12 protein-coding genes are annotated in these 26,562 nt (G+C 37.6%); 4 read left to right on the top strand and 8 right to left on the bottom strand.

The annotated features are described in order from the left end of the window. Positions 1-87: 87 nt before the first annotated feature. The 4 genes from LVD51_RS10295 to LVD51_RS10280 all read right to left on the bottom strand — a co-directional run bounded on the left by LVD51_RS10295 (position 88) and on the right by LVD51_RS10280 (position 9,818). Complete coding sequence (locus tag LVD51_RS10295) at positions 88-1,968, bottom strand: heparinase II/III domain-containing protein (protein ID WP_236971148.1); 1,881 nt, start codon at positions 1,966-1,968, stop codon at positions 88-90. 90 nt (positions 1,969-2,058) lie between these two features. Then, positions 2,059-3,831, bottom strand: coding sequence for a RagB/SusD family nutrient uptake outer membrane protein (locus tag LVD51_RS10290; protein WP_236971147.1), 1,773 nt, complete (start codon positions 3,829-3,831; stop codon positions 2,059-2,061). A gap of 20 nt (positions 3,832-3,851) precedes the next feature. Then, positions 3,852-7,034 carry a SusC/RagA family TonB-linked outer membrane protein gene (locus LVD51_RS10285; RefSeq protein ID WP_236971146.1) on the bottom strand — a complete coding sequence of 1,061 codons (3,183 nt, stop codon included), beginning with the start codon at positions 7,032-7,034 and terminating at the stop codon, positions 3,852-3,854. Between the two features lie 855 nt (positions 7,035-7,889). Continuing rightward, complete coding sequence (locus tag LVD51_RS10280) at positions 7,890-9,818, bottom strand: heparinase II/III domain-containing protein (protein ID WP_236971145.1); 1,929 nt, start codon at positions 9,816-9,818, stop codon at positions 7,890-7,892. 89 nt (positions 9,819-9,907) lie between these two features. Here LVD51_RS10280 and mgrA point away from each other — a divergent pair, with 89 nt between their 5' ends. Next, positions 9,908-10,936, top strand: coding sequence for an L-glyceraldehyde 3-phosphate reductase (mgrA, locus tag LVD51_RS10275; RefSeq protein WP_236971144.1), 1,029 nt, complete (start codon positions 9,908-9,910; stop codon positions 10,934-10,936). A gap of 32 nt (positions 10,937-10,968) precedes the next feature. On the opposite strand, the gene LVD51_RS10270 is transcribed toward mgrA, so the two are convergent. From LVD51_RS10270 to LVD51_RS10255, 4 genes are all read right to left on the bottom strand, one after another. Then, complete coding sequence (locus tag LVD51_RS10270; RefSeq protein WP_236971143.1) at positions 10,969-11,874, bottom strand: phytanoyl-CoA dioxygenase family protein; 906 nt, start codon at positions 11,872-11,874, stop codon at positions 10,969-10,971. 113 nt (positions 11,875-11,987) lie between these two features. Then, complete coding sequence (locus tag LVD51_RS10265) at positions 11,988-15,749, bottom strand: T9SS type A sorting domain-containing protein (protein ID WP_236971142.1); 3,762 nt, start codon at positions 15,747-15,749, stop codon at positions 11,988-11,990. 1,554 nt (positions 15,750-17,303) lie between these two features. Further along, a complete protein-coding gene (locus LVD51_RS10260) occupies positions 17,304-18,785 on the bottom strand; it encodes a DUF1501 domain-containing protein (RefSeq protein WP_236971141.1) in 1,482 nt (493 codons plus the stop codon). A gap of 27 nt (positions 18,786-18,812) precedes the next feature. After that, positions 18,813-22,028, bottom strand: a complete 3,216-nt coding sequence (locus LVD51_RS10255) for a DUF1553 domain-containing protein (RefSeq protein ID WP_236971140.1) — start codon at positions 22,026-22,028, stop codon at positions 18,813-18,815. Between the two features lie 762 nt (positions 22,029-22,790). Here LVD51_RS10255 and LVD51_RS10250 point away from each other — a divergent pair. The 3 genes from LVD51_RS10250 to LVD51_RS10240 all read left to right on the top strand — a co-directional run bounded on the left by LVD51_RS10250 (position 22,791) and on the right by LVD51_RS10240 (position 26,386). Beyond that, on the top strand, positions 22,791-23,822 hold the full coding sequence (locus LVD51_RS10250; RefSeq protein ID WP_236971139.1) for an aldo/keto reductase: 1,032 nt from the start codon (positions 22,791-22,793) through the stop codon (positions 23,820-23,822). A 427-nt stretch (positions 23,823-24,249) separates the two neighbouring features. Beyond that, complete coding sequence (locus LVD51_RS10245; protein ID WP_394803167.1) at positions 24,250-25,386, top strand: MBL fold metallo-hydrolase; 1,137 nt, start codon at positions 24,250-24,252, stop codon at positions 25,384-25,386. 343 nt (positions 25,387-25,729) lie between these two features. Beyond that, the gene (locus tag LVD51_RS10240) at positions 25,730-26,386 is read left to right on the top strand and encodes an HAD family hydrolase (protein ID WP_236971137.1); all 657 of its coding nucleotides are present in this window, start codon (positions 25,730-25,732) and stop codon (positions 26,384-26,386) included. The last annotated feature ends 176 nt before the right edge of the window (positions 26,387-26,562 follow it).

Below are 26,562 nucleotides of genomic sequence, written 5' to 3'. Positions count from 1 at the left end.
TGCCGACGTCAAGATAACTTTCGTCGGCATCATATGCAATTATATTGTGAATTAATTCATCTAAATGATTTAATCATTGCCAGCATATCACATTCCACTTAACCTAACTTTTATTTTGCCTTTGCTATTTTCAAAAAACCATGCTGGATATTCAAACTCTATTCGCTTTAAGTTGGCCATATGACGATCGAGCTTTAATGGAGGAGGATCGAGTTGTACCACATTGGCCTTAATCGATGGGTGGCTCACATTTTCAATATGAAGAGATTTGCCATCCTGATGCAAGGTAAGACCATAATCCGTCCATTCAATATCTGCCGTTGTCATCAATTGAAAGACTACTTTTTTAGTAGTCGACAATACTTCAATTTCATCTTCGATCAGCAGTGATCTTGGACCATCTTTCACAAAGGTTCTGTGAGCCTTTGCCAATTGATTTTTAAAAGTAGGACTCATATCTAGAGTAGCTGAAGGCTGATTTCCTTCTTGAAAATCAATAAAACTAGCCATCCCATTAACTACGTGTAATTCATCATTCACAGAGAGGGTACTATGTCCAAAATTGTTTTTGGTCAACAGTGTCCATCTTTCACAGTCTTGACATCTATCCCATAATTTAAAACCCGTTTTCTCTAAATCGTGATAACCCTGATTACCTAAATCAACGATCCAACGAACACCATCGAGCTCAAAGACAAAAGAACCACCATCCATATTTCCGTGATTTACTGTACCGCGACCTCCTTTACCTCCGAAATAATACTGATAGGCATCATCTCTAAAAAACACAATGGGATTGGCTCCATCCCCTTTCCACGAAGTTGGTAATTGGACTTTGTCTTTATTGGCTTCATACTGCGACAACCAGATCAAACCACCACCGGCATATCGAGGAAGTTTACCCATATCCTCAGCTGGAATCAAAAATTTCTCTTTTTGAAGGTACATACTGTTCCCTGTTTTCGCTGCAAACCAAGCCAAGACCATATCACCGACCTTATAGGGGAATTCCCCACAATCGGCAAAATTGTAGTAGCGACCACTCGGTGCTTCAGAAAGTACCTTAAACAATGCACTTTCTCTAAATCCAGGAAAAGTACCCAATCCGAAATCAGTTCCCAATGCAGATTCTAACATGGACGCTGTCATCACAGAAAATGATGTTCCATAGACCCAATATGTTGCCCCCTCAGGATATACGCCATCAGGACCATATTCTTCCAAAGCGTTGGGCATGCCATCCAGTGCTCTTGATATGGTTTTAGAGGCAAGTTCCACATCGACATCAGCAATCATTAACGATGCGGCAATCATCCCGCCATTACAAACTTGATTCCAATTGTTATTACCCTTTGCCCAACCGGCCTTACCTTTATACGATGGCATTATCCCTTTATCAATTAGGGTTTGTTTAGCCAAAGAAACCGTCTTAGAAGGCAGAGCACCATCTGTCCAATCCAAAGCTATAGCTACAGCTAGAGCCATCTCCGCAACATCTAAATAATGAGAAGGATTCCAATCCGAAAATTCACATACCGCTATAACTTCTTCATTGATTCTCTCGAGAATTTCTTCCTCTTTTTCCATCCGATAAACCATACCTAGAATATTCATCCGATACAACATTTCTCGAGATACACTCAATAGTCTACGACCTATTTTTTCTCTTTTCAACAATGGTTTTTCAACAATTTGCGCAGCATTCAATTGAATGGCTTTGTATACATTTTTAACAATGGGATCTGACTTAATTTTTGCCTTTAAATTTTCTTCTATTTCTGGAGTAAAGAACAACTTTGGTCCATCTTTCCGAAGATTCTTTTTTAAATATTCTGGACTCATTGGATTGTCAAGTACCGATGAATCTGAAGGAAAATATGTGCTATTCGAAGCACTTAAAGTTATGGCCGACGACAATGTCAAGATCAATACTACCGCCAAGTATTGACATACAAAATTAAATCTCATGTTATATTAGTTTTTTAAATAAAAAATGATCCCGACGTCAAGATAACTTACGTCGGGATCATATACAATTAAATTATAAAAAATTTTATTTTACCAACCTGGATTTTGACCAATATTCGGATTTTGAGACAGAGCACTCAAAGGAATTGGCCATAAATAATGCTTATTTTCATCGAATTCTGGAGTTTCATAATCAGATCCCTTGTATACATCTACATAGGGAATACCATCGACCAATGAGGAGGCTACATTGGATTTTTCATAACGAGCTTGAGCAGCATCATCATAGCGAACCCCGTAATCTTTGGTCAATAGCTTTTTGCCTTGCTTCCATCTGCGCAAATCATCGTATCTAAATCCTTCCATAAACAACTCCACTCTGCGTTCACGTCTAATTTCTACAATAAGCGGTGAAACTCCATCGTCTACATATCTAGGATCGACAGGTACATTGTTTAAATCCATATGAGGCATACCGACACGATCTCTCAACAAATTGATACTGGCATCTAAATCAGATTGAGTAATAGTACCCAACTCTGCCATGGCTTCTGCATAATTAAGTAACGCTTCTCCAAATCTCAAAGTAATGGCAGGGGTGTTAGAGGTATTGTAGGTTGCATAACTAGTAACCGGATCAAAGACTTTGATAATGTGATAACCAGTCTCTATGGTCTGTCCACCTTCCATACCTCTCAATCGAGGATAAGGTCTAGTATCAAAATTACCATATCCATATTTTAATACATCATCGGGATGCAATATGGTTTGACGCAGTCTCGGATCTCGATTCTCAAAAATATTTTCAAAAACCTCATCTCCTTGATATTGATCAGACAACGTTATAGGCAATCCATCGGCACATAAATAATCTTCCACCATACTTTTAGTAGCACCTCCATTGTAACCTCTGTGATAGGACTGCACGTGATTGGTATTAATTCCCAATTCGTATCTTCTCCAATACATCACCTCAGAAACACCGGTAAGGTCGGCCGTCATTTGATGAATGGCGTTGTAATCATTCAATGGATCACCAGTGGAATAAAGAGAATAAGGACCATCGTCCATTATTTCCTTGGCCGCCGCCGCAGCTTCTTGCAACCACATATCTGGATTACTACCACCGTGATACTTTCTCCATGTACCCTCAAATAAACATACTCTAGATTTGACCAATAATGCTGCCCAACGATTTAATCGACCTGGACCGGCTCCATCGCCCCAGTCTGAAGGCAAATTTTCAGCAGCAAAAGTTAAATCCGCCAAAACATTGGCCATAACTTCCTCTCTTGGTGTTCGAGCCCCGTACAACTCATCGGAATCAACGTTTAATTCATGATCTACCCAGGGTGCATCACCAAACTTAGAGACTTTATCGGCATAAAACCAACCTCTAAAAAGACGAGCTTCTCCAACGTATTTATTGCGCACAGCATCCTCGATGTCTGCATTGTCGTAATTGTCCAACCCTATATTAATAGCTCGCACAAAATTCCATCCTTTATACCCATACCATTCCGTACTCGAAGGCACGAGGTGTTTACCTGCTCTCACCTGCTGATATCTGTTGTGTCGTGAATGTCGTGGCGCAATGTTGTCCGTAAATTCATCGGTATACCAGATGCCATATTTATGGCTATTAAATCCACCGTCATGGCCCATTAATATCGGAACATTGTCGTCATTCCTTGTCAAATCATATAAGCCATTGTTATATACCTTAAGATCATTTTCAGTATTCCAGAAAGTTTCATTACTGATTTCATCCAATGGATAGCGTTCCAGAAAATCATCATTGCAACCCATGGTCAACATCAAAGCCACCATTGACAATGCGTATATTATATTTTTATATTTCATTCTTCTTGATTTAATATTTACTAAAAGTTTACATTGGCCCCAACAGAAAATATTCTCTGAATAGGATATTCAACAGCACCATTAAAGTTCTCTCCCGACAATACATTTTGATGTAAATTTTCTGGATCCAATGGTTTTCTAATTTTTGAAGCTTCCCATAAATTCATCCCAGACAAATAAAGTCTTACTCCTCCTATTCCTACTTTATTCAACATATCTGCATTGAAATCATAACTAAGCGTCAAGTTTTTCAATCGAATATAACTGGCATCCTGAAGATATCGAGTTTGTGTTTCGAGATTTTGCTTGGTATTGGTAGACAAGTGAGCAGCTGGGAAATAAGCATCTCTATTATCAACCGTCCATGTATCTGTGATAAAGTAATTTTCAACATGACCAGCATTGAAAGGGAAAAACGGTGTCCAGTTGTTATCAGATGGCCAGTAATCTCTTTTACCCACCCCTTGAAAGAAGGTAGTCAATGCCCAGTTTTTGTATTTCACATCGAAATTTAAACCGAAACTATACCTCGGTGTAGAGTTACCAATGATTCTTCGATCCCCAGAATTTTCTAGGGTATTGTTACCTGGGCTAATCTCTCCATCACCATCTAAATCAGCATACTGCACATCTCCTTCTCTCCAGTTACTCCCCAATCGATCTTGATTAGGTGCAGCAGCCACATCTTCAGCAGATTGAAAAATACCAACGGTTTCATACCCCCATATCTCACCAATCTGATACCCAACATAAAACTCAGACAATGCACCCGTCGGATTGTCGTATTTGGTAATTTCAGATTTCCAATCGGAAAGTGAAGCCGTTATTCGGTAACTCCAATCATTGTTAATTCGATCGCGCCATGTAACTGAGGTCTCCCAACCTTTGGTTTTAAGATCGGCTGCATTGGCTTTAGGGGCATCTGTTCCCAAAATATCCGGGTATTCAACATCGGTCAACATATCTACAGTTTCTCTTGTATATAGATCAAAAGTAAAATCCAACTTCTGATTGAGTATACTCACATCCAATCCAATGTTTTTTGAAATTACGGTTTCCCATGTCAATGAAGGACTAACCAAACCCGCAGGCGAAACATAAGGCAATCTCGATCCTCCTGTCATTAAATAAGGTGAAGTTCCAATGCCCAAAGTAGAGATATAGGGATAGTAATTAGATCCCAAAAGCTGATTTCCTAATTCTCCATAAGAAGCTCTGATCTTCAGATTATCCAATACCGATCTTGTACCATCCATAAAACCTTCTTCCGATATCCGCCATCCCGCAGAAAATGAAGGGAAGAAACCAAATCGACTGTCTTTTGAAAATCTTGAAGTTCCATCATATCGACCATTGGCTTCAAATAGATATTTGTCTTTGTAAATATAGTTGAGTCTATAAAAAGCTCCGCGAAGAGCCACATGTGATTTACCTCCAAATGTCTGCTGATTACCAGTGGTTGCATTCAAATCAGTAATCAGTGGAGTAATCAATGAATTGGCTTGTGATCTGGTAAATGAATTACTACCATACTCCTGATTGAATCCCACCATACCTCTGAGGTAATGGTCATTACCAGGATCCAATGTATATTCAGCAAAAGTATTTAACACGTAATAGGTGTTGTAATCATTGATGTTATTAATCCAATCATTACCACTAAATCCATTACCTACAATAATGCCCGACTCCAAATCTGAATTTTCTATGACCTCCACCTTACTGGCCACATCCTGATAGGTTCGATTATAAATATTATAGGAAAACTCTCCTCGAATTTTCAATCCTGCAAGAGGTGTTAAGGTAACTCCTTGAGACAACCAAGTATCGTTTTTAGTAAAAGTTTCACGACCACCTTGCTCCAAATAAGGCAAAAAGTTTACCGTGGAAAAATGTTTTCCAATATACTGAGCGTATTCATCATGATCACCCGGAGTGAGGTAATAATCTAAATCGGGAAAAGTAATAGCTGTAATGGGTGAAACCCGAGCCACAGTATTAATATTTACATCCCAATTGTAAAAGTGAGGTTTATCACTTATCTGTGAATTAAAAACTATTTTTTCATCCAAACTCAACCAATTATTTACCTTAAAATCGGCTTTCATTAAGACATTATAGCGTTGAAAATTTTCATTCTTTTCTTTGTTCTTTAAATACCCATCTTTGTTTAATGCTCCCAATGACACATAATAGGTCGCATTTTCTGAACCTCCGGATACACTTAAGTCATATTTTTGTTGTGGAGCATAATCTGTAATTACCTGATCTTGATAGTTGTTATACCCATAAAACTGTAATACCCCATCACGCACACCCCACTCTGGTCCAGTTCCATCAGAAAAAGCCTTTACATCTGCCACAAACTCATCACTATAAGATGGAGAACCATTGGTTCTAATCGATGCCGCATTTCTAGCCAATACGAAGGTATAAGGGTCGGTCACTGGATCGATATGATATATTGGCTTAGCCGCTGACAATTCAGTAGACAATTGAATGTTTACTTTACCAGATTTACCTTTTTTAGTTTCAATTAAAATAACTCCAAAAGCTGCTCTTGCTCCATACACTGCTGCTGCTGATGCATCTTTCAACACATTGACACTGGCAATGTCATTGGGATTGATCCGCTCAATATCCATCGGCACACCATCAACTAATATAAGAGGAGATCCACCATTTATGGATTCATATCCTCTAATATTAAAATCCGCACTTCGAGTCGGATCACCATTCCTAATTGAAATATTAAGGTTTGGAATTAAGCCCTGTAGACCTTGCCCCACACTGGGTATAGGACGATTGGCCAATGCTTCACTCGAAACCGAAGATACTGCACCAGTAAGATTCACCTTTTTCTGAGTTCCATATCCCACTACTACGATTTCTTCCAATGCTTGCAGGTTTTGTCCTAAAGTGATGGACACATTAGTTCTATTGTCCACCGCCACCTCTGTGGTTTCATAACCCACATAAGAAACGACCAATACACCATCGGATGGAACATCTTCAAGTTCAAAATTGCCATTGAAATCGGTTGAACTTCCATTCAAAGTTCCTTTAACGATTATGTTTACCCCAATCAGAGGTTCTTCCTCACTATCGATAACTGTTCCAGTTAATTTGAGGTTGCTTTGTGCTTGCAGAGTCAGCGCACTGACAACTACAAAAAAACAAGAGTAAATAAATTTCCACTTCATAAAATCCTAATTAAAAATTACCAAATATTTTCCACTACTGAATTCATATTAATTTCCTTAACAATTTTAAGGACTACAGCAATTCACCGTTTTAACCTTTTGTTATAGGTAAAAATGCCTCACAACATTAAATTTACATATAGAAAACATAAAAGACGCCAAAAACGCTGCCAACTTTATTTTATTTTATTGCATTTACAAATTATTATAATAGCTTTTAGGCAATTTTTGACACTATTTATTTTCTCGATAAAGGTATATTAAGAAGGAATTATTTTTCATGTACATATCGTGCAATTTGTGGTACATTTCATGCATTCACTTACTAAAAATGTAATAATTTGTTAATTTTAACATAATGGAAACAAAAACAACTATTGACAATTAACGTGTTTTAACATTCATACTCCAACGGAATTCACTTTCTAACTATTCAAAAAAGAATTACTTTTTGAACCAATTCATAGGATTTAAACCAAAATGAAAAATTCCATCACCAATGGTTTTAGTGTAGAAAAAACTGCAGGAAGGAAAGTTTCAATAGAGAAATAGATAACTATTGTAAACGATTGCGTATAAAATCGATCAATTCAAAATCGATTTATCCTGATTTAACATTAAAAAAGACGAAAAAAATCACCGTTAATAAAAAAGAAATTCCAGTAATCAAACAGAGCATTTAATTACTCCATCCATAAAGCGAAGACATAGTCTAACAGACAAATAATACCAACATTAATCATATAAAAAACTACAGCTATTCACACCCATAGATATAGCTACAATAGCCAACTAAGAACTATTATCAACTCTGTCAACCAAGACCTCCACAAAATTCTCTTAAATCTATTTTAACTACATAGTCTTAATAAGATAAGTTAAATTCCCTTGTTTTGCATTTGAAGTAAGTGAGAGGACTATTCTATACACCCTTTCCCTCCACACACTGCGCAGGCGATTATCTGTAACTTCTATAGTCTCAGATTCGAAGGACAACTCTACTGGATCATACTCCAAAATCAAAGTTTCGTCCCCAGCCACTAATTTCACTTGCCCCGGTTTTATTAATGTAGGTTTTCCCCAAGTCATAAAATGCAACTCAGAAGGTTGATCAACTTCCGCTAGAGAATACTCCTCCTTCACTTGAAGACCATTACTCAATAACTTATACTGTCTTGTCCATTCTTTCACTTTGGCCTCATCACCATAGGCACGAGCGAGATCCAATTGAAAAATTTGATTTTGATCATCAAATACTACGTTTTTCGATCGATACTTATGCCCAGGCATTTGTCCTTGGCCATTAATTAAAGGAAGATTGTGATATTCACTTTGCATGGTCCATATCGAATATCGCTCACTACTAAAGGTCTGCCGTGTATAAGTACCTACTCCCACATCAATTAAGACGGGAGTTTGATTATAGTACAAAGAAAAGCTACCCATATCGTTGTGGTTATGGCTTTCGGCATTATATCCTCCTTTTCCTGCAAAAAAGAATCCACTATTGTTTTTCATATAACAAAACTCTGTTTCTGCATACCATGCATTCTGATAATGGGGCAGGGAAGGATTAATAGATTCTATTTCCTCCAAATTTCGAAAGGCCTCCATAGCCCTAAAAAAATCCCTTCCAAAACTCCACTTTTTATCGCCCTTCTGGCTTTCATATAAATAAGCTGCATAAGCCTTCATTTCAGTACTTTCCACTGCTTTGCCATATCGAAAAATCACAAAAGGCTTTCCTTTGGATCGAGCGGTAGCATCGGCAAAATTGACCACCCAACCATCACCTACATATGATTTGGCAATATATTCACCGAGATTTCTAATAATTGGCTGATCAAAGATATCCACCTTTCCCTCAGTAGCCATAGAAAGAAGATCTAAGTAATCAAACATTTTTCCAGCGGCATGGCCCCAATAGGAAGGCCCTTCCTCGCAGGCCCCATCGACATGATTGTAGTTGATAAATTGATCGACTGAGACCATAGATTTGTAAACGGCGTCCACCAGCTTATTTTTATCTGATTCTAGCAATAAAAAGGTGGTCAGCACATTAAAATTACACCATGGATTCCAATTATTGACCTTGCCTCCAGGCTCTAGATCAACAGCTTGCCACCAAAAGTCATCTCTTTCCATATATGGACGCAAGATTCTATCCTCTAAATTCTGTCTCAACCTCTGTGCGACCAAAGGATGCACCTTATCCATCTCGTCTTTAAAAAAATAATACACCCATGAATAGAATGAACCCAAATCACCAGCAGTTAAATCAATGGTGTATTCATATGGATCGGGGATGGAACGCTTATTGGTCTGATGCGAACGCAAATGAGCAGATAATACCCAGGTCGTCATCTCGCAAGCCAGCCATGTTCCATTTAAGATCTGATCCATAAACCGTCCTTTTCCTTCGGCCAACTCAGCCAATACCAATGCAGACATCGCCGAATTATTATCTCCAAATGGTTTTTGCATAATATCTCGCGACCCACTCTTTTCAAACTCAAGATAATCACTGAGCTTAACCACCTGCCACTGATAATCCAAATAGGACTCTCCAGCTTGAATAAGAGACTCCTTAGCTCCGGCTAAAAATTCATCCCATGCCCCGCGATCATTGTATTGAGGATAGGGGATCCAATCTTCTGGCTTCTGAATAAATTGAAATAATTCTTCCTTCGATACTTGTTTTTGTAATAAATTACGTTTTTCATACGGAGTTGCCTCTAAAATGAAAGTCGAACAAGAGACCAAAAACAGAATAAAATATTTCATTAAAGATGTTTTTAAGTTAAACAAACCATTCTTTTGATATAAAGAAAAATTCAATAATTGTAAATTGGACAACTAAAATAGAAAAATTTATGGACTATCAACCCTTGGACCATCGATACGACAAAATGATTTACCGAAGATGTGGACAGAGTGGACTTCATCTTCCCGCCATATCATTGGGCATGTGGCATAATTTTGGCGATGACCATCCTCATTCCAATAAACAAGCCATTTGTAGAAAAGCTTTTGATTTAGGAATTACTCATTTTGATTTAGCCAACAATTACGGGCCCCCTCCAGGAAGTGCAGAGTTGGCGTTTGGTCGCATTTTAAAAGAAGATTTTAGGGGCTATAGAGATGAGATGATCATCTCATCCAAAGCGGGGTACAATATGTGGCCTGGTCCATATGGAGAATGGGGCAGTCGAAAATACCTTATCTCAAGTTGCGATCAAAGTCTAAAAAGACTGGGATTAGACTACGTAGACATTTTCTATTCACATCGCTTCGACCCCAATACTCCTTTAGAGGAGACCATGGAAGCTCTAGATCATATTGTGCGATCGGGTCGAGCTCTCTACGTCGGTATATCTTCCTACAATACACAGAGAACACGCGAAGCCTATAAAATATTAAAAAGACTAGGCACTCCTTTTATCATCCACCAGCCTAGTTATTCCATGCTCAATCGTTGGGTTGAAAAAGATAATTTGTTAGATACCTTAGATGATTTGAGAATCGGAAGCATTGTATTTTCACCTCTTGCTCAAGGTATGTTGACACAAAAATATTTAGGAGGTATTCCCGAGGATAGCCGTGCCAATCAAAACAAGTCGTTAAGGCCGCAATTTCTCAGTGAAGAAAATATTGAAAATATACGCCAACTCAACCGCATAGCGGAAAGTAGAGGACAATCTTTGGCTCAAATGGCCATAGCATGGGTATTGCGCAGTGAAAAAGTAACATCAGCCCTTATTGGTGCCAGTAAAGTATCTCAGGTAGAAGACTGCGTGGCAGCATTGAGTAATTTGACTTTTACTCAAGACGAACTGAAAGAAATTGATCGCTATGCCAAAGACGGAGATATAAATATATGGACGCAGTCCGCTGAATTGTAACCAAGTCTATATAACAAATGGATTAAGGGATATTAAGAATCTATTAGATGATGACTAGGAGTGTACAATAAAGGAAAAAATTGACCTTCTAGTCGTCGTCCTTTCTCTATTATCGGCACACCTTGCAATAGTTCTCCATCGGTGCTAGACTGAGTACCATCGGCAAAAACATTGAGCACAAAAGCCCTTCTCGATCGATTGGATCTGTTTTCATATGATCCGTGAACCATTAATGGATGATGGAAAGTTCCATACCCCATGGGCAATTCTATCGCTACTTTTTTATCGTATTGTTGTTGTTGATCTGGACTGAGATGTTGTTGCAAACTATCCATATCACCGGCTAGTGTAATCTTATCGAGTAAAGGCCATCGATGACTTCCTGGTATATAATATACACAACCATTAGACTTATCGACATCATCTAGACCCACCCAACATGTTAAATGTTGCATAGGCGAGGTTCGAGTCCAATAACTATAATCTTGATGCCATGCGACCACCCCACCGTGTTGAGCTGGCTTGCAAAACAATTGATCATGCCAAAATCTCACCGCTCTATCACCCAATAGTTGAGAGGCCGCCACCACAAACCTCGGATTCCATAATACATCGTGAAAACCCGGAGTAATCCGCCAATGACCTAATGAATGAAACAAAACCGCATTGGGATCACCGGATTCATTGGAATGGTATTCGTGAAACAAATCGTGATTGGGATGTTGACCACCGGCTATTTCCTCCAACTCATTTCTCAAAATCATTACTTGGTCCTCCTCCAGTAATTTTATATGAGACAGATAACCATTTTCATTAAAAAAAGAAACATCATCCTCGGACAATCTATAATTTGCCCATATCTCTTCACTAGACAATTGTGGAAACATGTCGGTGAGCAATTCATGATGGTTTGATAGATCTCTATTTACATCCTGCATATCGAATATTTTAAATATACAGCAATATAGAAAACAATAATAATATAAATAAAAAAAGAGGTTCCCGAATCATTATCGAGAACCTCTATCCAAAGCAAATTATAACTTGTCAATTAATACAAGGTAATCTTTCTATTAGCGATTTGACCACCAGACTTTAGTATTAAGAAATACTGACCTGGCACCAAACTATTTAGATCCAAATTAATGGTTGAATTTTTAACATTGTCGTATTTGGAAATCTTTATTGTTTCTCCCAATGCATTTACAACATTGATTTCTAGATCTTTTACAATATCGAAATCCAATTGCAATTCTAAATCACCCTGAGATGGATTAGGGAAAACTTTGGTTTGATCTAAGACATTGGTCTTAAATCTACCTAAGTTCGTACTCTCCGCAGAGGCTAAAACTTCAGATTCTACTACAAAAGGTCCAAACGATCCAAACATACCATTGGCATCAACCACCTCCAACATATAAGATCCAGGAGCTACGTTATATAAATCTTCTTGAGTAGAAGTAAATCCTTCTGGACCCGTCCATGAATAACTATGAGGATAAGTACCCCCTACAACAGTGACTTCGATCATTCCATTGCTCAAAGTATCTACAGTATTCAATACCATGGCTCGCATCAATTCCAATGGTTTAACATCTTCCAATTCAATGGTTTCATTGATGATACAGCCATTTTCATCCATACCCTTAACCGTATATTCACCTGCTCCTACATTAACCATTTGAGGTCCTAACTGACGTAATGAATCACTCCATTCCAAGTAATATTCAAGAGTAGAATCTGGCAAATGTAAAGTAGCTGATCCATCTTTTGAATCCATTTGAGTTGGATGTTGAAGAGTGAAATCCAATTCCTCAGGAGACACAATTACATTAAAATTGCAGAATTTATAACTGCCATCTTCAAATAGGATTAAATAAGTAATTTCATTTACCCCAATCGGGAATATACTTCCACTACACAATCCACTGATCTGTGAAATAGTGTAATTCATTGTCGATTCAATACTTGGCTCACTGTATTCCACGATTTGATTACAACTATCTACAATAATATCACTTTGACAATTGAGATATATAGTATCTGTAACTTTCTCTATTTCAAAGTCCATAGTCACTGCACACATGGATGAATCCGTTACAGTAACTGTATAAGTTCCAGCCACAAGACTATCAATCGATTCACTATCGTCACCTGTACTCCAAGAATAAACATATGGAGAAGTTCCTCCCGTAATAATTACTTTGGCAGTTCCTAAACTAGTATCGGTTTCTACAGTAGTCTCAATTTCTAAAGCCAAATCACATGAATCTGGTTCTTCTACCATATGTGGATCAACGACAAAATTAACTACATCAGAACATTGGTTGGCATCGGTGATGGTTAGTGTATAACTTCCAGGACCAACTTCAATGGTAGAAGTTGTTTTTCCTGTACTCCATAAATATTGATAAGGGGCAGTTCCTCCAGAAACACTTACTGAAAGTTTAGAGTTATTGAATCCAATAGAATCAATAGAAGTGGTTGCCGTAATCGGATCTACTTCGTCTACATCGTAAGAAGCTGTAGCCGAGCAACCATTGGCATCAGTGACCGTCAAACTATAACTACCCGCAGTTAGGTTGGCTATATCTTGAGTTGTTGCACCGTTTGACCATTTATAGGTATATGGTGAATTTCCACCCGATACAGACACATTCAATGAACCACTGTTTTCACTGGCACATACCACATCTTGAGATGAAGTAAGAGAAACAGCAATAGCATCTGGTTGTACTATTGTATATGTAGCTGTCGAAATACAATCATTATTATCTTTTATTTCAACAGTATAACTTCCTGGAGCTAAATTACTAACATTCTTAGAAGTTGAACCATTTGACCATTTGTAAGTATAAGGTGAATTTCCACCCGATACAGTCAATGAAATTGCACCATCGTTTTCAGCAGAGCAGCTTGGCTGTGAAACAGTAGCATCTACCTCAATTTCTTCTGGCGCTACTATTGTATAAGTGAATGTTTTTCCACATCCGTTACTATCTTCTATTTCTACTGAATAGGTTCCAGGAGCTAAATTGCTTACATTTTTAGTACTCGCACCATTGGACCAATCATAAGAATAAGGGGCTACACCACCAGTTACTGCCAAAGAAATAGAACCATTGCTGTCTCCTGAACAGCTTGGCTGAACTATGGTAGCCGTAGCTTCCAAAGACACTGGATCTACCACTGTAATAGTATCAGATGTTTTACATCCCGTAATTATATTAGTTGCCACTACTGCATATACACCAGCAGCAGTTACCTCAGCTGTCGTACCATCAGAATCGATTCCTACATCTCCCTCAATGGTTTTCCACAACAACTCTACATTAGCATCAATATTATCATAATTGGTTTCGATTACCAAACTACCTTCGCAGGGCAAATAGGTTTCATCTTCATCTATAGAAATAGGTTGAATGTCAACCTCTGCTATCACCTTAATAGTATCTGAAACCAAACATCCGGTAACCAAATCAACAGCTGAAGCAATATATAGACCTGGCTCAGAAATACGCAAAATATCTTCTCCCTCAGTTCCAAGAATTTGACCACCGATGGTTCCCCAAGTAATAGCCAATTCTGATGGATTAATTACTACCAAATCCAAAACATTTAAACAACCCAAATTATAGGTTGCTCCTAATTGAAAGTCTAGCAAAGCATTGTCATCTTCATCTCCAGGAGTCACAATTACAGTATCTCTAGACTCACAACCTGTTAAATAATTCAATGCTACAGCTACATATGTACCAGGAGCTTCTACTTCCAATACATTATTATTGCTCAACACATTACCACTTAAGTTTTCCCAAACAATAGAAGTGGCATCAGTAATGGCTGTCAATTCGAGATCGTCTAAACAACCTAAGATACGATCAGTTCCCGCATCCAACAATGGAATATCAATATCGGCCACTACATTTACAGTATCCTTCGATACACATCCATTCAATATGTCCAATGCCGATACTACATACACACCAGGAGTGTTTACGGAAAAGCTGTTTCCAACCAAGTCTCCTACAATATTGCCATCAGGAGTATCGAGGGATAAATTTACCCCATCTGATGAGGTAACAGAAAGATCTAACAAATCGTGACATCCAAGATTAACGTCTCCAATAATTTCTACTTCCGGAAACTCAATCAAGTATTCTACTTCTACTGTGGTATCCGCAGTACAACCATTGATATCCTTAACGAGAATATCATATACGCCTTCTGTTAAATCGGTAATGGTATTTCCCTCACCACCGATATTGAGAATTTCTCCTAAATTTAAAAAACTTAAGTCAATACCTCCAAGACCTCCAGTAGTCAATACCTCAATAGACCCTGTTGGATTGATACAGGACAGGTCAATAATATTGAGACCAGCAATTTTTAATTCATCGGGCTCGTCAATTGTAAAAGTCTGTGTTTTGGTCGTAGTTGGACCAATGATTAACGGACGAGATTTCCAAATAAAGGTATAATCGTCCGCAGCCAAATTTTCAACGCGCACCGTCAAACCAGTATTAAGATCTAATAAGTCTTCCAACAAATTGTCCAACAGTCCTTCTGTACCTGATTGAACTACGTCTCCAGCGCTATTTTTCACCTCATAAGAATACTTAAACAATGAGGACAATCCGGCTATAACTATGGTCGCCGAACCATCGGACTCACCATAACAACTAACATCGGAAACAAGAGAAAGGGTTAAATCGAGATTGGGTTTTACGTCATCTCCTGACGAATTGGGTTCTGCTATGGCCAACATAGGCAGCCACAGGAATAGAACTATTCCTTGTAGAATTGATTTCATTTAATATGCTTTTTGGTTTAGAATAAATAAGTCATAAATATAGCTAACAAATACAGCATATTGCCCTCACATATTAATTAAACCAAACTATATATGTAATATAACATCACATTTACTTACATTAACAGTAAATTATACACTTAAAATATAACAATCTAATGTAATAAATAATTCATTTACTAGTATTTAGAACTATTTCGCATGAATTAGTACTGTTAGAGATCAAAAATTAGTTATACTATTTTACAACAAAAAATATTTGTTAAATTTATTAACTAATTGTTAAAAATCGAAAAACAGAATACATTTTACAATTGTTAAGAAACATTAGTTTATATAATCCAACAATTATTTTCATTTTGTCGATGAACAGAAATTCAAATTATAAGATAATCACATAAGTATTTTTAACACATTAACACCCAGTCAAGCATCGTAAAGGTCTGATTTTGTTTAAAAAATTACAGTAGAATAATATTAAGTATTTGTCTCTATTTAAGATATTCGCCATGTTAACACATCATAATTCATCTCATTGTATATAAATAAAAAAATATTTTTTCCTAAAATTCAATATTTACCATTATTTACATACACATTATTGGAATTTCTATATAAAAATATACATTCACCTATTCAAACCTATAAACAACTTATTTACAACATTATACGACTACACATTACTGTTATACCCAACGTAATTAATAATTACCCAATACAATATTTATTAGAAATTATGTGAATAACATCTAATACAATAAGAATATCAAAAAAATGATTAACTATTTAAATAAAGCCCAAAATGGAAACATCTGATATTTCACAGGTGTCCAAAATAAATTCAATACAAAGAAATAGCTATTCAAAACCAAGAATTTAGGCTTTAAAAATGGATCAAAAGAAAAACGAACCTATGTTTGTTAAAATAAGATGTTAATCTGAGGATAATTCACCATATACATCCTAGTATAATCGTCCAAAATAAATTCATTCGGTATAAAATCTTACTTTGAAGGAAAGTCCTGAAAGGACGAAGTCTAATAGCTGTGGGCGACCGAATGTAGTTCGAAGAACCGTAGACCGTAAATCGGTCTACGATGAGGAAACCGAGATCTCTTGATCTCGGGTGGGTGAGGAGATATTGTTCAGAGTTGATTTTGCGATATTTTTGCGATATCATATTTTTATTATGAAACAAATTTGGATTTAATCTTATATATTTTCATATAAAGATATATTGGGAAAAAATCATGACAAATCCGATTAAAGCGTTTTAATGATTACCCTACATAATTCATTCTATCGTTATTATTCTATTCATTAACACTGTTAAGATTAATATTTTTAACACAGCAATATTTTTACTATACCCATTATCTCTATTATTTGCCTACGTCCTTTCAGGACTTATTTTTGGAAGATCTATCCTCCATAGGGTTGCACCCTATGCTATTAGACTACGCCCCTTCAGGGCTTTTTTTACTTTTTTTGGACGCTTCTGATGATATTTAACCATGTATTCTAACTCCCTTAAAAATGGTTTTAAAAATAGAACTAAGACAAGATATCTTGGACTACATGACCATGTACATCGGTCAATCGAAATCTCCGCCCCTGCACTTTATAGATTAAACGTTCATGATCAATGCCAAACAGGTGAAGTAGGGTGGCGTGAAAATCGTGAACGTGAACTGGATTTTCAGTTACATTGTAACAAAATTCATCGGTCGATCCATAAGTTATTCCAGGTTTTATTCCAGCACCAGCCATAAACATTGTAAAAGCCTTGGGATGATGATCTCTTCCATAATTACTCTTGGACAATTGTCCTTGAGAATATACCGTACGACCGAATTCACCTCCCCAAATTACCAAAGTATCCTCTAGCATTCCTCGCTGCTTCAAATCCTTGATCAAGGCAGCTGTAGCCTGATCCGTCTTTTTAGCATTCGATCTTACCCCGCCAGGGCAGTCACCGTGTTGATCCCATCCCTGATGATAGAGCTGCACAAATTTGACATCTTGCTCCAATAACCTTCTTGCCATTAAACAATTGGCCGCATAAGTTCCTGGGTCACGACTATCCTCCCCGTACATATCAAAAATATAATCTTTTTCATCAGACAAATCAGTAATAGCCGGCACCGAAGTTTGCATCCTAAAAGCCATCTCGTATTGCGCTATTCGAGCATTAATCTCTGGATCTCCGTAAACATCATGTTGGACACCATTTAACTCTTTTAAATAATCTAACATTTGCCTTCGATCATGTCCATCATAATTCTCGGGATCGCTCAAATACAAAACAGGATCCTTCCCAGCTCTAAATTGCACCCCTTGATGTTCAGTGGGCAAAAAACCATTGCCCCAAAGTCTGGCATACAAAGGCTGACCAGAACCATTTTTGGAGATTAAAGTAATAAAAGTCGGGAGATTGTCATTGTCCGACCCCAATCCATAACTCAACCACGAACCAATGGAAGGTCGTCCTGCAATTTGATTGCCCGTTTGTAAAAACGTAATGGCTGGATCGTGATTAATGGCATCTGTTTGCATAGACTTTATAAAACACAAATCATCCACTATTTCCGATAGGTAAGGCATAGCCTCACTTACCCATGCACCAGACTCACCATATTGACTAAATTGGAGAGTTGAAGGTGCTATTGGAAAAATAGATTGATCGGCACTCATCCCAGTTAATCTTTGCCCCGACCTCACTGAAGCCGGCAAGTCCTGGCCAAATCTCTGCAGCAATTCAGGCTTGTAATCAAATAAATCGAGCTGCGATGGTCCACCACTCTGGAACAAATAAACCACTCGTTTGGCTTTAGGCACAAAATGAGGCAAACCCAATCCATTTTGCATCAATGGACTCACTTGACCATGGGCCATCCTCGGGTTCAGCAAATTCCCCAAAGCCAATGCCCCTAGTCCCAAAGTTGTTTTCTGCAAAAAATTTCTTCGATCCAGCTGGCGCTCTACCTGTGAAAGTTCTGGATGGTTGGATCGCAATATCTTTTCGTGGCCACACATAATCTATGTTTTACTTACCAAATAATTTTATCGAAGCATAATCGAGGCATCTGAATTCATTATAGTATTCATCACTACAGCCATAGCTGCCGTTGCTGCAGATCGATGATCATCTGCTACAGAACTATCACCCATCGTCAACCATCCCTTCATCTTTTTCGGATAGTTTTGAAATTTTTCAACCTCTGCACCATATAATTTCAATAAAATATCCATTTCCTCTGACTTAATATTTCGCCCCGTCAATCTTAAAAACCCTTCCACAATTCCGGCCTCAGCATTCGGATAATTGGAAAATCTACTTCCCATTACCCTGGCTGACTCTATATAGATTGGATCATTTAACAAGACCAATGCCTGAAGCGGGGTGTTGGTTTCTTGTCTTCTAATCACACAGACATCTCTGGCAGGAGCATCAAAACTAGCTATAGTTGGATGTGGTACTGATCGTTTCCACAAAGTATACATGCTGCGTCGATATAAGGATTCTCCTTTGTCTGCCACATAAGTCGAACCATTCACTCGCCACAATCCAGCAGGTTGATATGGCTTAACACTCTTACCTCCGATAGTGGCATTCAACAACCCTGATGCTTTGAGTACTTGGTCTCTCAACATCTCTCCGGACAACCTTTTTACAGGCCCCCTACACAACCATATATTTTCAATATCGGGATGACCTTCTTCGCTAATCGACGATTGACGGTAGGCATAGGACATCACTATATGCTTTTGAACTGCCTTCAAATCCCAACCTGAATCTTGGAAATATTTTGCCAAATAATCGAGTAGTTTAGGGTGACTGGGCATACTACCTTGATTCCCGAAATCTTCACTCGTCTCCACCAATCCACGACCAAAATAATCCTGCCAAATTCGATTCACTGCCACCCGAGCCGTCAATGGATGATCGGGATGAAACAGCCATTTGGCCAAACCCAACCTGTTGTTGGGATATTGATCTGGAATAGGTAAAAACACTTCTGGTGTATTGGGATATACTTTTTCACTTGGACTGTCGTATGCCCCGCGCTCTAGTACAAAAGCCTGAACGGCTTCCTCTTTTTCCTTCATAACCATAACTTCTTGGATAACCTCCATTGAATCCACATATCTTTTTCGCAGATCTTGTAAAGCTTGATTATTCTTTTCTAATTTATCCGACCTTCTTTCAATATAATACTCCGTTAACCACTGTTTTTCATCTTGACTTAATGCTTCTGGAGGCCTATCTGGATAATAATCATCACTGTCTCCTGTGGCCAAAAGACGAATTTCCATTTCGGTAAGTTTTTTATTATACACCCTCACTTCATCTAACATGGCTCCCTTAATACCCTTACCTCGATATCTAGCGCCAAACTGTAATCCTGGCTCATTTTGCCGATGAAATAAAATATCCTTGTATAGATTGTCGACCTTAGTCTCTGTCGCCATCTCCTCACCGTTGAGGTACAATCGCAACCCTTTGGCTTTACTGCTCCCATCATAGGTCATGGTCAAATAAATCCATTGTTCACGCGGCACATCCTCCATGGTATATTTTACAATAGCATTATCTGGTGCAGTATGGGCCAACATCATTTCCAACTGTTGACCGACAATACGCAGATGATACCCTCGCCAATTGTAGAGAATAGCGCCATCCCCTTTATGAAAAATATTACCATCTTTTAAATCCGCTGGAAGATGAATCCAAAAACCCACACTAAAAGACTCATGTCTGCCAAAAACACCTTCACCTCCTAAATTCAACCAATTGTCACCGTTAAATAATATCGCTGAGCCCTTCTTGCCCTCTGACCACTCTATCTTTTTATTGCCCCCTGTTTCATTGGCCATATCCCCCACAACCTTAGGACTAATAGTATTTGACAAATCTTTGTCTAAGGGAAAATAGGCCGTACAAAACGCTGTACCTACTTCTTTTGGCAATTCATTATACCCTTGATTAGAGATCCATTCTACAGCTTCTTCTCGGACAACTCGTTGAATAAGACTATCTCTTTTGTTTTCCTGTTTAGTTATTTCCGACTCCAAAAAATCAATGACAGCCTCTTGCTCCTCAGTGGGCAATAACATGGTAGGCACTGGCATGGCATTATTCCACGATATTTGTCCAGACTCATTTACATTATTAAAATAGCTGGTCAACTCATAGAAGTTTTTATGACTGATTGGATCATATTTGTGATCATGACATCTGGCGCAAGCCACTGTAAGCCCTAAAAATGCTTGCCCAAAAGTACTGGCCCTATCGGCTGCATACTCAATTAAAAACTCTTCATTGACAATGCCTCCTTCCATATTCTGAGGATGAATTCTATTAAATCCAGTCGCCAAGACCATGTCTTTACTGGGATTATCCATCAAATCACCAGCCAATTGCCACTCGACAAATTCATCATAACCCATATTTTCATTAAATGCATTGATGACCCAATCTCGCCATGGTGACATATCTCGGTAACGATCCACACTATACCCATGAGTATCCGCAAATCTCGCCAAATCCATCCACCTCAATGTCATTTGCTCACCATATTGTGGTGATGACAATAATCGATCTACTTGTTTTTCGTAAGCATGAACACTGGTATCCATTAAAAAAGCAGATATCTCTTCAGCACTCGGTGGCAGTCCAGTAATATCAAAACTCAACCGGCGCAATATGGTCTCCTTATCTGCCAATGGATTTCCATGTAATTGATTTTCTTTCCATTTTCTTTGAACGTATTTATCAATAGGATTAAAATATTGATTTTTATCAAGATCCTCGCCATCTAGTGTTTCATCCAAGGGTAGAAATGCCCAATGAGATTTGTATTCTGCCCCATCTTTTATCCATTGAATCAATACCGCCTTCTCATAGTTGGAAAGTGTAAGATGGGATTCGGGTTTTGGCATCACCAAATCTGGGTCTTGAGTTAAAATTCTAGCTATGACTTGGCTCTTGCCCAATTTTCCAGGCACAATAGCATATTTACCTGGATGGTCAACCAATTCACTATAGGCCAATTCTCTCTGATGCAATTGGAGACCAGCCGATATCGTAGCTTTATCTGGACCATGACAAGCAAAACATTTATCAGACAATATAGGTTTGACATGTTGATTATAATCTAATTGATCGGGCAGCTTAGACATTTCTTCCCTTATCTCTTGCGAAATATCTACCTTATTGCAAGAAAAACAAGCGGCAAATAAAATAAACAATGGAAATAATTGTCTAAAATTATACATAAACAATGATGATTTAAGACTACTAATATACTATAGATCAACATGAATATCGAAATTAAATATCCAATTACAAAATATACGTGTCTAATCTACATTTGAAAACCCAATTGGTCATATCCTAATATCTAAAGTTACAATCCGTCTTATACGAAATACTGGAAGGTATATATTTTATAATGATCAGACGTCTATGCAAAACCACATTAGTTCGCTTATGACCAAAAAATAGAGAGACTCATCAAAGAAGTTAATAAGATAATAAAAAACCAAAAAGTATATAAGATTAGGAAATCAGTATAAGGAATCAAGATATCTCCATACTTACCTTTAGTTTATTATTTGAAACAAAAAAAAGCAATCGTGATTATAGGTAATACATTTACAATTAACTACTAAAAACGCATTTGGTATTAAAGAGATAATTATTGACTCCTCGGAAGATACCATTCGCTGAATATTTAAAATAAATGTTTTTGGTATGCTCACTGGCTTTTGGGCAAAAATTGAAATGCGCAACTACTATATTTTATCTAGTCCCTAGGTCAAAGATTACGCCGGTGAAAATACTGAAGAACTAGCCAAGGTCTTCGATGAATTTCCACTTCACTATGTGAATGATAATAAATATAATTCAAGATCGATTGCCTGTCAAATGACACAATGACGATGTCTTTTTGCCAAAGTACTAACTGTCAGAGATGGTTTTTTAAATGATGACATGAATCCTAAATTAAATACTCAATTTAATAAGACATAAAAATTATGAAATACAAAAGCTTAGGAAATACAGGATTGTACGTTTCGGAGTTAACACTCGGAACCATGACCTTCAACAACGAAGTTGGAAGTTTCTTGGGAATGATTGGGGCAACTGGTCAGGAACTCGCCACAAAAATGGTTAACCTTTCGATTGATGCTGGTATAAATATTTTTGACACCGCCAATGTATATAGTTCTGGCATATCAGAAATGATGCTTGGAAAAGCTTTAGGCAATAAACGGAAAGATGTACTTATAGCCACTAAGGTATACAGCACCATGTCTCCTGGACCCAATGACCTGGGAACTAGCCGCCTGGCAATTATGCGTGAAGTGGAAGGCAGTTTAAAGCGATTGGGAACGGACTATATTGACTTATACCAGGTTCATCAGTTCGATACAACTACACCTCTTGAAGAAACATTGAAAGCACTGGATGACTTAGTTCGTCAAGGCAAAGTAAGGTACATTGGACTTTCGAATTTCAGCGCATGGCAAATTGCCAAAGCAGACGGAATGGCGAAATTGTTGAACACAGAAAAATTCTGTTCTGTTCAGGCTTATTATTCTCTGGTGGGTCGTGAGCTAGAAAGGGAAATTATACCTGCTTCTCTCGATTTGGGACTGGGCACATTGATTTATAGTCCGTTAGCTGGAGGTTTCTTAAGTGGTAAATATAACCGAGAAGGAGAGGGATCGGGAAGAAGAGAGAAATTTAAATTTCCACCGGTTGAAGAGGAACAGGGTTTTAATGTCGTGGATAAATTGATGGAAATTGCAGATAGTAAAAATGCTTCTGTTGCACAAATTTCCTTGGCTTGGTTACTTCATAAACAAGGTGTTACAAGTGTCATTATTGGGGCTCGTAAGGAAGAACAGTTAATTGATAACCTGAGTGCTGCTGATATTGAATTAAGCGATGAGGAAATAAAACAACTGGATGAAGTGAGTGCTATTAAACCTGAATATCCTCAATATTTTCCATCTATGGTTCGTGGAGAAAGCTTATTGAGCCGTTTTCAGAGCGAGGAATGATTTTCATCCACAGGCCATATTCTCTTTGAAGTCAATGACTAGTATGTTTATTGAAACAGCTTGAAGAAAGCTCGGCAAGAAAAATTAACAACATAGGAAAAGAAATACGATAATTTTATATTAAAATCTTCGATTTTCTAACCCAGATTTGGGGAGGGTACGACGAATCTCACTGACACAGTCAAAAAGGAAACTGAGAAACCATCTGTTGAAGTTTTACAGTTGCGCCTAATTGAAGAGGTCAAGAATATTCAATTAGATACCAATAAAACCAACTCAGAAGTAGTTTATTAACTGGGTTTTGAATACCCTCCCTATTTCTCGAGTCTCTTGAAAAAGAAGGCATAGGTCTAAAGACATACAGGGAAAAAAACAAATTAAATTAAGTTTTTAAATTTTGGGAAATAACTAAGCACAAATAAGGGTAATGCACAGAAATACTTTAAAAAATATATTGATAACGATCCCAATCATTATTGGTGTATTAATCATTGGATACTTGATGTTCACTAATTTTTACCCGAGTTTTGGAGGAGATGTTCTGATAGAAAGACAAAATAGGTATCAAAAATCGCAGCAATTTAAAGAAGGGATATTTTACAATATCAATACTTCAGCACCTCAAGACCTCAGTTTTTCAGAAACCATGGGTTTGGCTTACAAGTTTTTCACTGCAAAAGTACCCAATGATCGCCCAAAGAAAGATTTAAAAGCAAACAAAATCGATTCGGCAGCAGTTGCTCAATATCAAGGTAAGGCAAGATTAATATGGTATGGCCACTCCTCATTTTTATTACAGATGGATGGGAAAAATATGCTGATTGACCCAATGTTTAGTGAAGTGGCTGCCCCACATCCCTGGCTGGGAAGTAAGAGGTTTAATTCTGAGTTTCCCCTCGAAGTAGAAAAACTACCACAGATCGACGCAGTGATATTCTCCCATGACCACTATGACCACCTCGATTATCAATCCGTACTAAAACTAAAGAATAAGACCCTCCGATTCATTGTACCTCTTGGAGTTGGTGTGCACTTGGAAGCTTGGGGCGTATCATCTAACAAAATTATAGAAATGGATTGGTGGGAGGAAACACAAATTGATTCATTGAAGTTTGTTTGTACACCAGCACAACATTTTTCGGGTCGCAAATTGAACAACAGACAGAGTACTTTATGGAGTTCTTGGGTCATCCAATCAGCAACAGAAAACATTTATTTTAGTGGCGATAGTGGGTACGCCCCCTTCTTTTCAGAGATTGGTGAAAAGTATGGGCCATTCGATATTGCCTTATTGGAATGTGGGCAGTATAATGAACTGTGGCCCGATGTTCATATGATGCCAGAAGAAACAGCACAAGCAGGATTGGACTTAAAGGCAAATAAAATAATGCCCATTCATTGGGCAGGATTTAAATTGGCATTTCACACTTGGACAGATCCCATAGAACGTATTCTGGCAAAAGCAAAAGAGTTGAATATCCAAGTTATAAATCCAGAAATTGGACACGAAATCATAGTAAAAGATTCTACACAGACCTTTGCAGAATGGTGGACGTCGTATTGAATTATTATCGCTGTCACAGAATTAGCCGAAGTAAAGCTGGATAATCATAATTTTAAAATGATTTTTAAGCAAAGTTGTGCGTCTTATACGAAATGCATTTATAATTATTCTCCCCAAACGAAGTATATTATACCAAATACGTTTGTAATTGGTATTAACCGGTTATAAAATTTATGTTTTGCAAAATACATTTATCTAATGTATTTTATAATCACGGAAATTCATTTGGTGAAGTCTTTATTATAAATGCAATTCGAATTAATGGGTTAAATAAAGAAGAAAATATTGACGATATATTGAGGCATATTTTCAAATTACCATGGCAAAACCCTAGTTTTGTTCCATGAAAATAAAAGCAGTCATCTTCGATATGGATGGAGTCATCTGTGATACCAATCCCCATCATAAAATAGCCTTCCAGGAATTTTTCAAAAAATATGAGATCTATCCTACTGCAAAGGAATTCGAAGACCATATGTATGGCAAGAACAACGAATACATCATGAGTCATTTTTTAGGTAGGAAGATTCAAGGTGAAGAATTGGATATCCTTGCCGACGAAAAAGAGAGTTTATTTAGAGAACTATATAAAGACCAGGTAGAAACACTAGCGGGCTACCTAGATTTTATAACTCTTCTAAAAGAGCATAACATACAATTGGGTGTAGCGACATCAGCACCTGCTGCCAATAGAATAATGATCCTACAACAACTCGGCATTGAGAATTATTTTTCATCCCTATTGGCCAGTGAAGATGTTACTCACCACAAACCAGATCCCGAAGTCTATCTTCAATCTGCCAAAAATCTTGGAGTACCCCCTTCTGAGTGTTTAATATTTGAAGATTCTGCTTCCGGAGTCCAAGCGGGAATCAATGCAGGAATCGGCGTAATTGGTGTATTGTCTACCTATACAGCACAACAATTGCCCCCTTGTCTTACTCATATAACGGACTACCGGGATGCTAAAATGGATATCGTTAAGGATTTAATTTTTTGATAATTGAGATGCCTATCATCAAGAATTTTTTTCAGGAAGACTCCCTACATGGATATTGAATTTCTCACTACTAATATAAATTAGTATATAATCTTCTTATTTGGGAAACAATTATTTTTCCTTTTTAATGACTAAGGTGAGAATAAAAGATAACGCGATAAACGCCAATAATGAAA

The organism is Membranihabitans marinus (assembly GCF_021729155.1).
In the GTDB taxonomy this organism is placed as follows: Bacteria; Bacteroidota; Bacteroidia; order Chitinophagales; family Saprospiraceae; genus Membranihabitans; species Membranihabitans marinus.
Note: the sequence above shows the minus strand (reverse complement) of the source record. Positions and strands in the feature narration are given on the sequence as shown.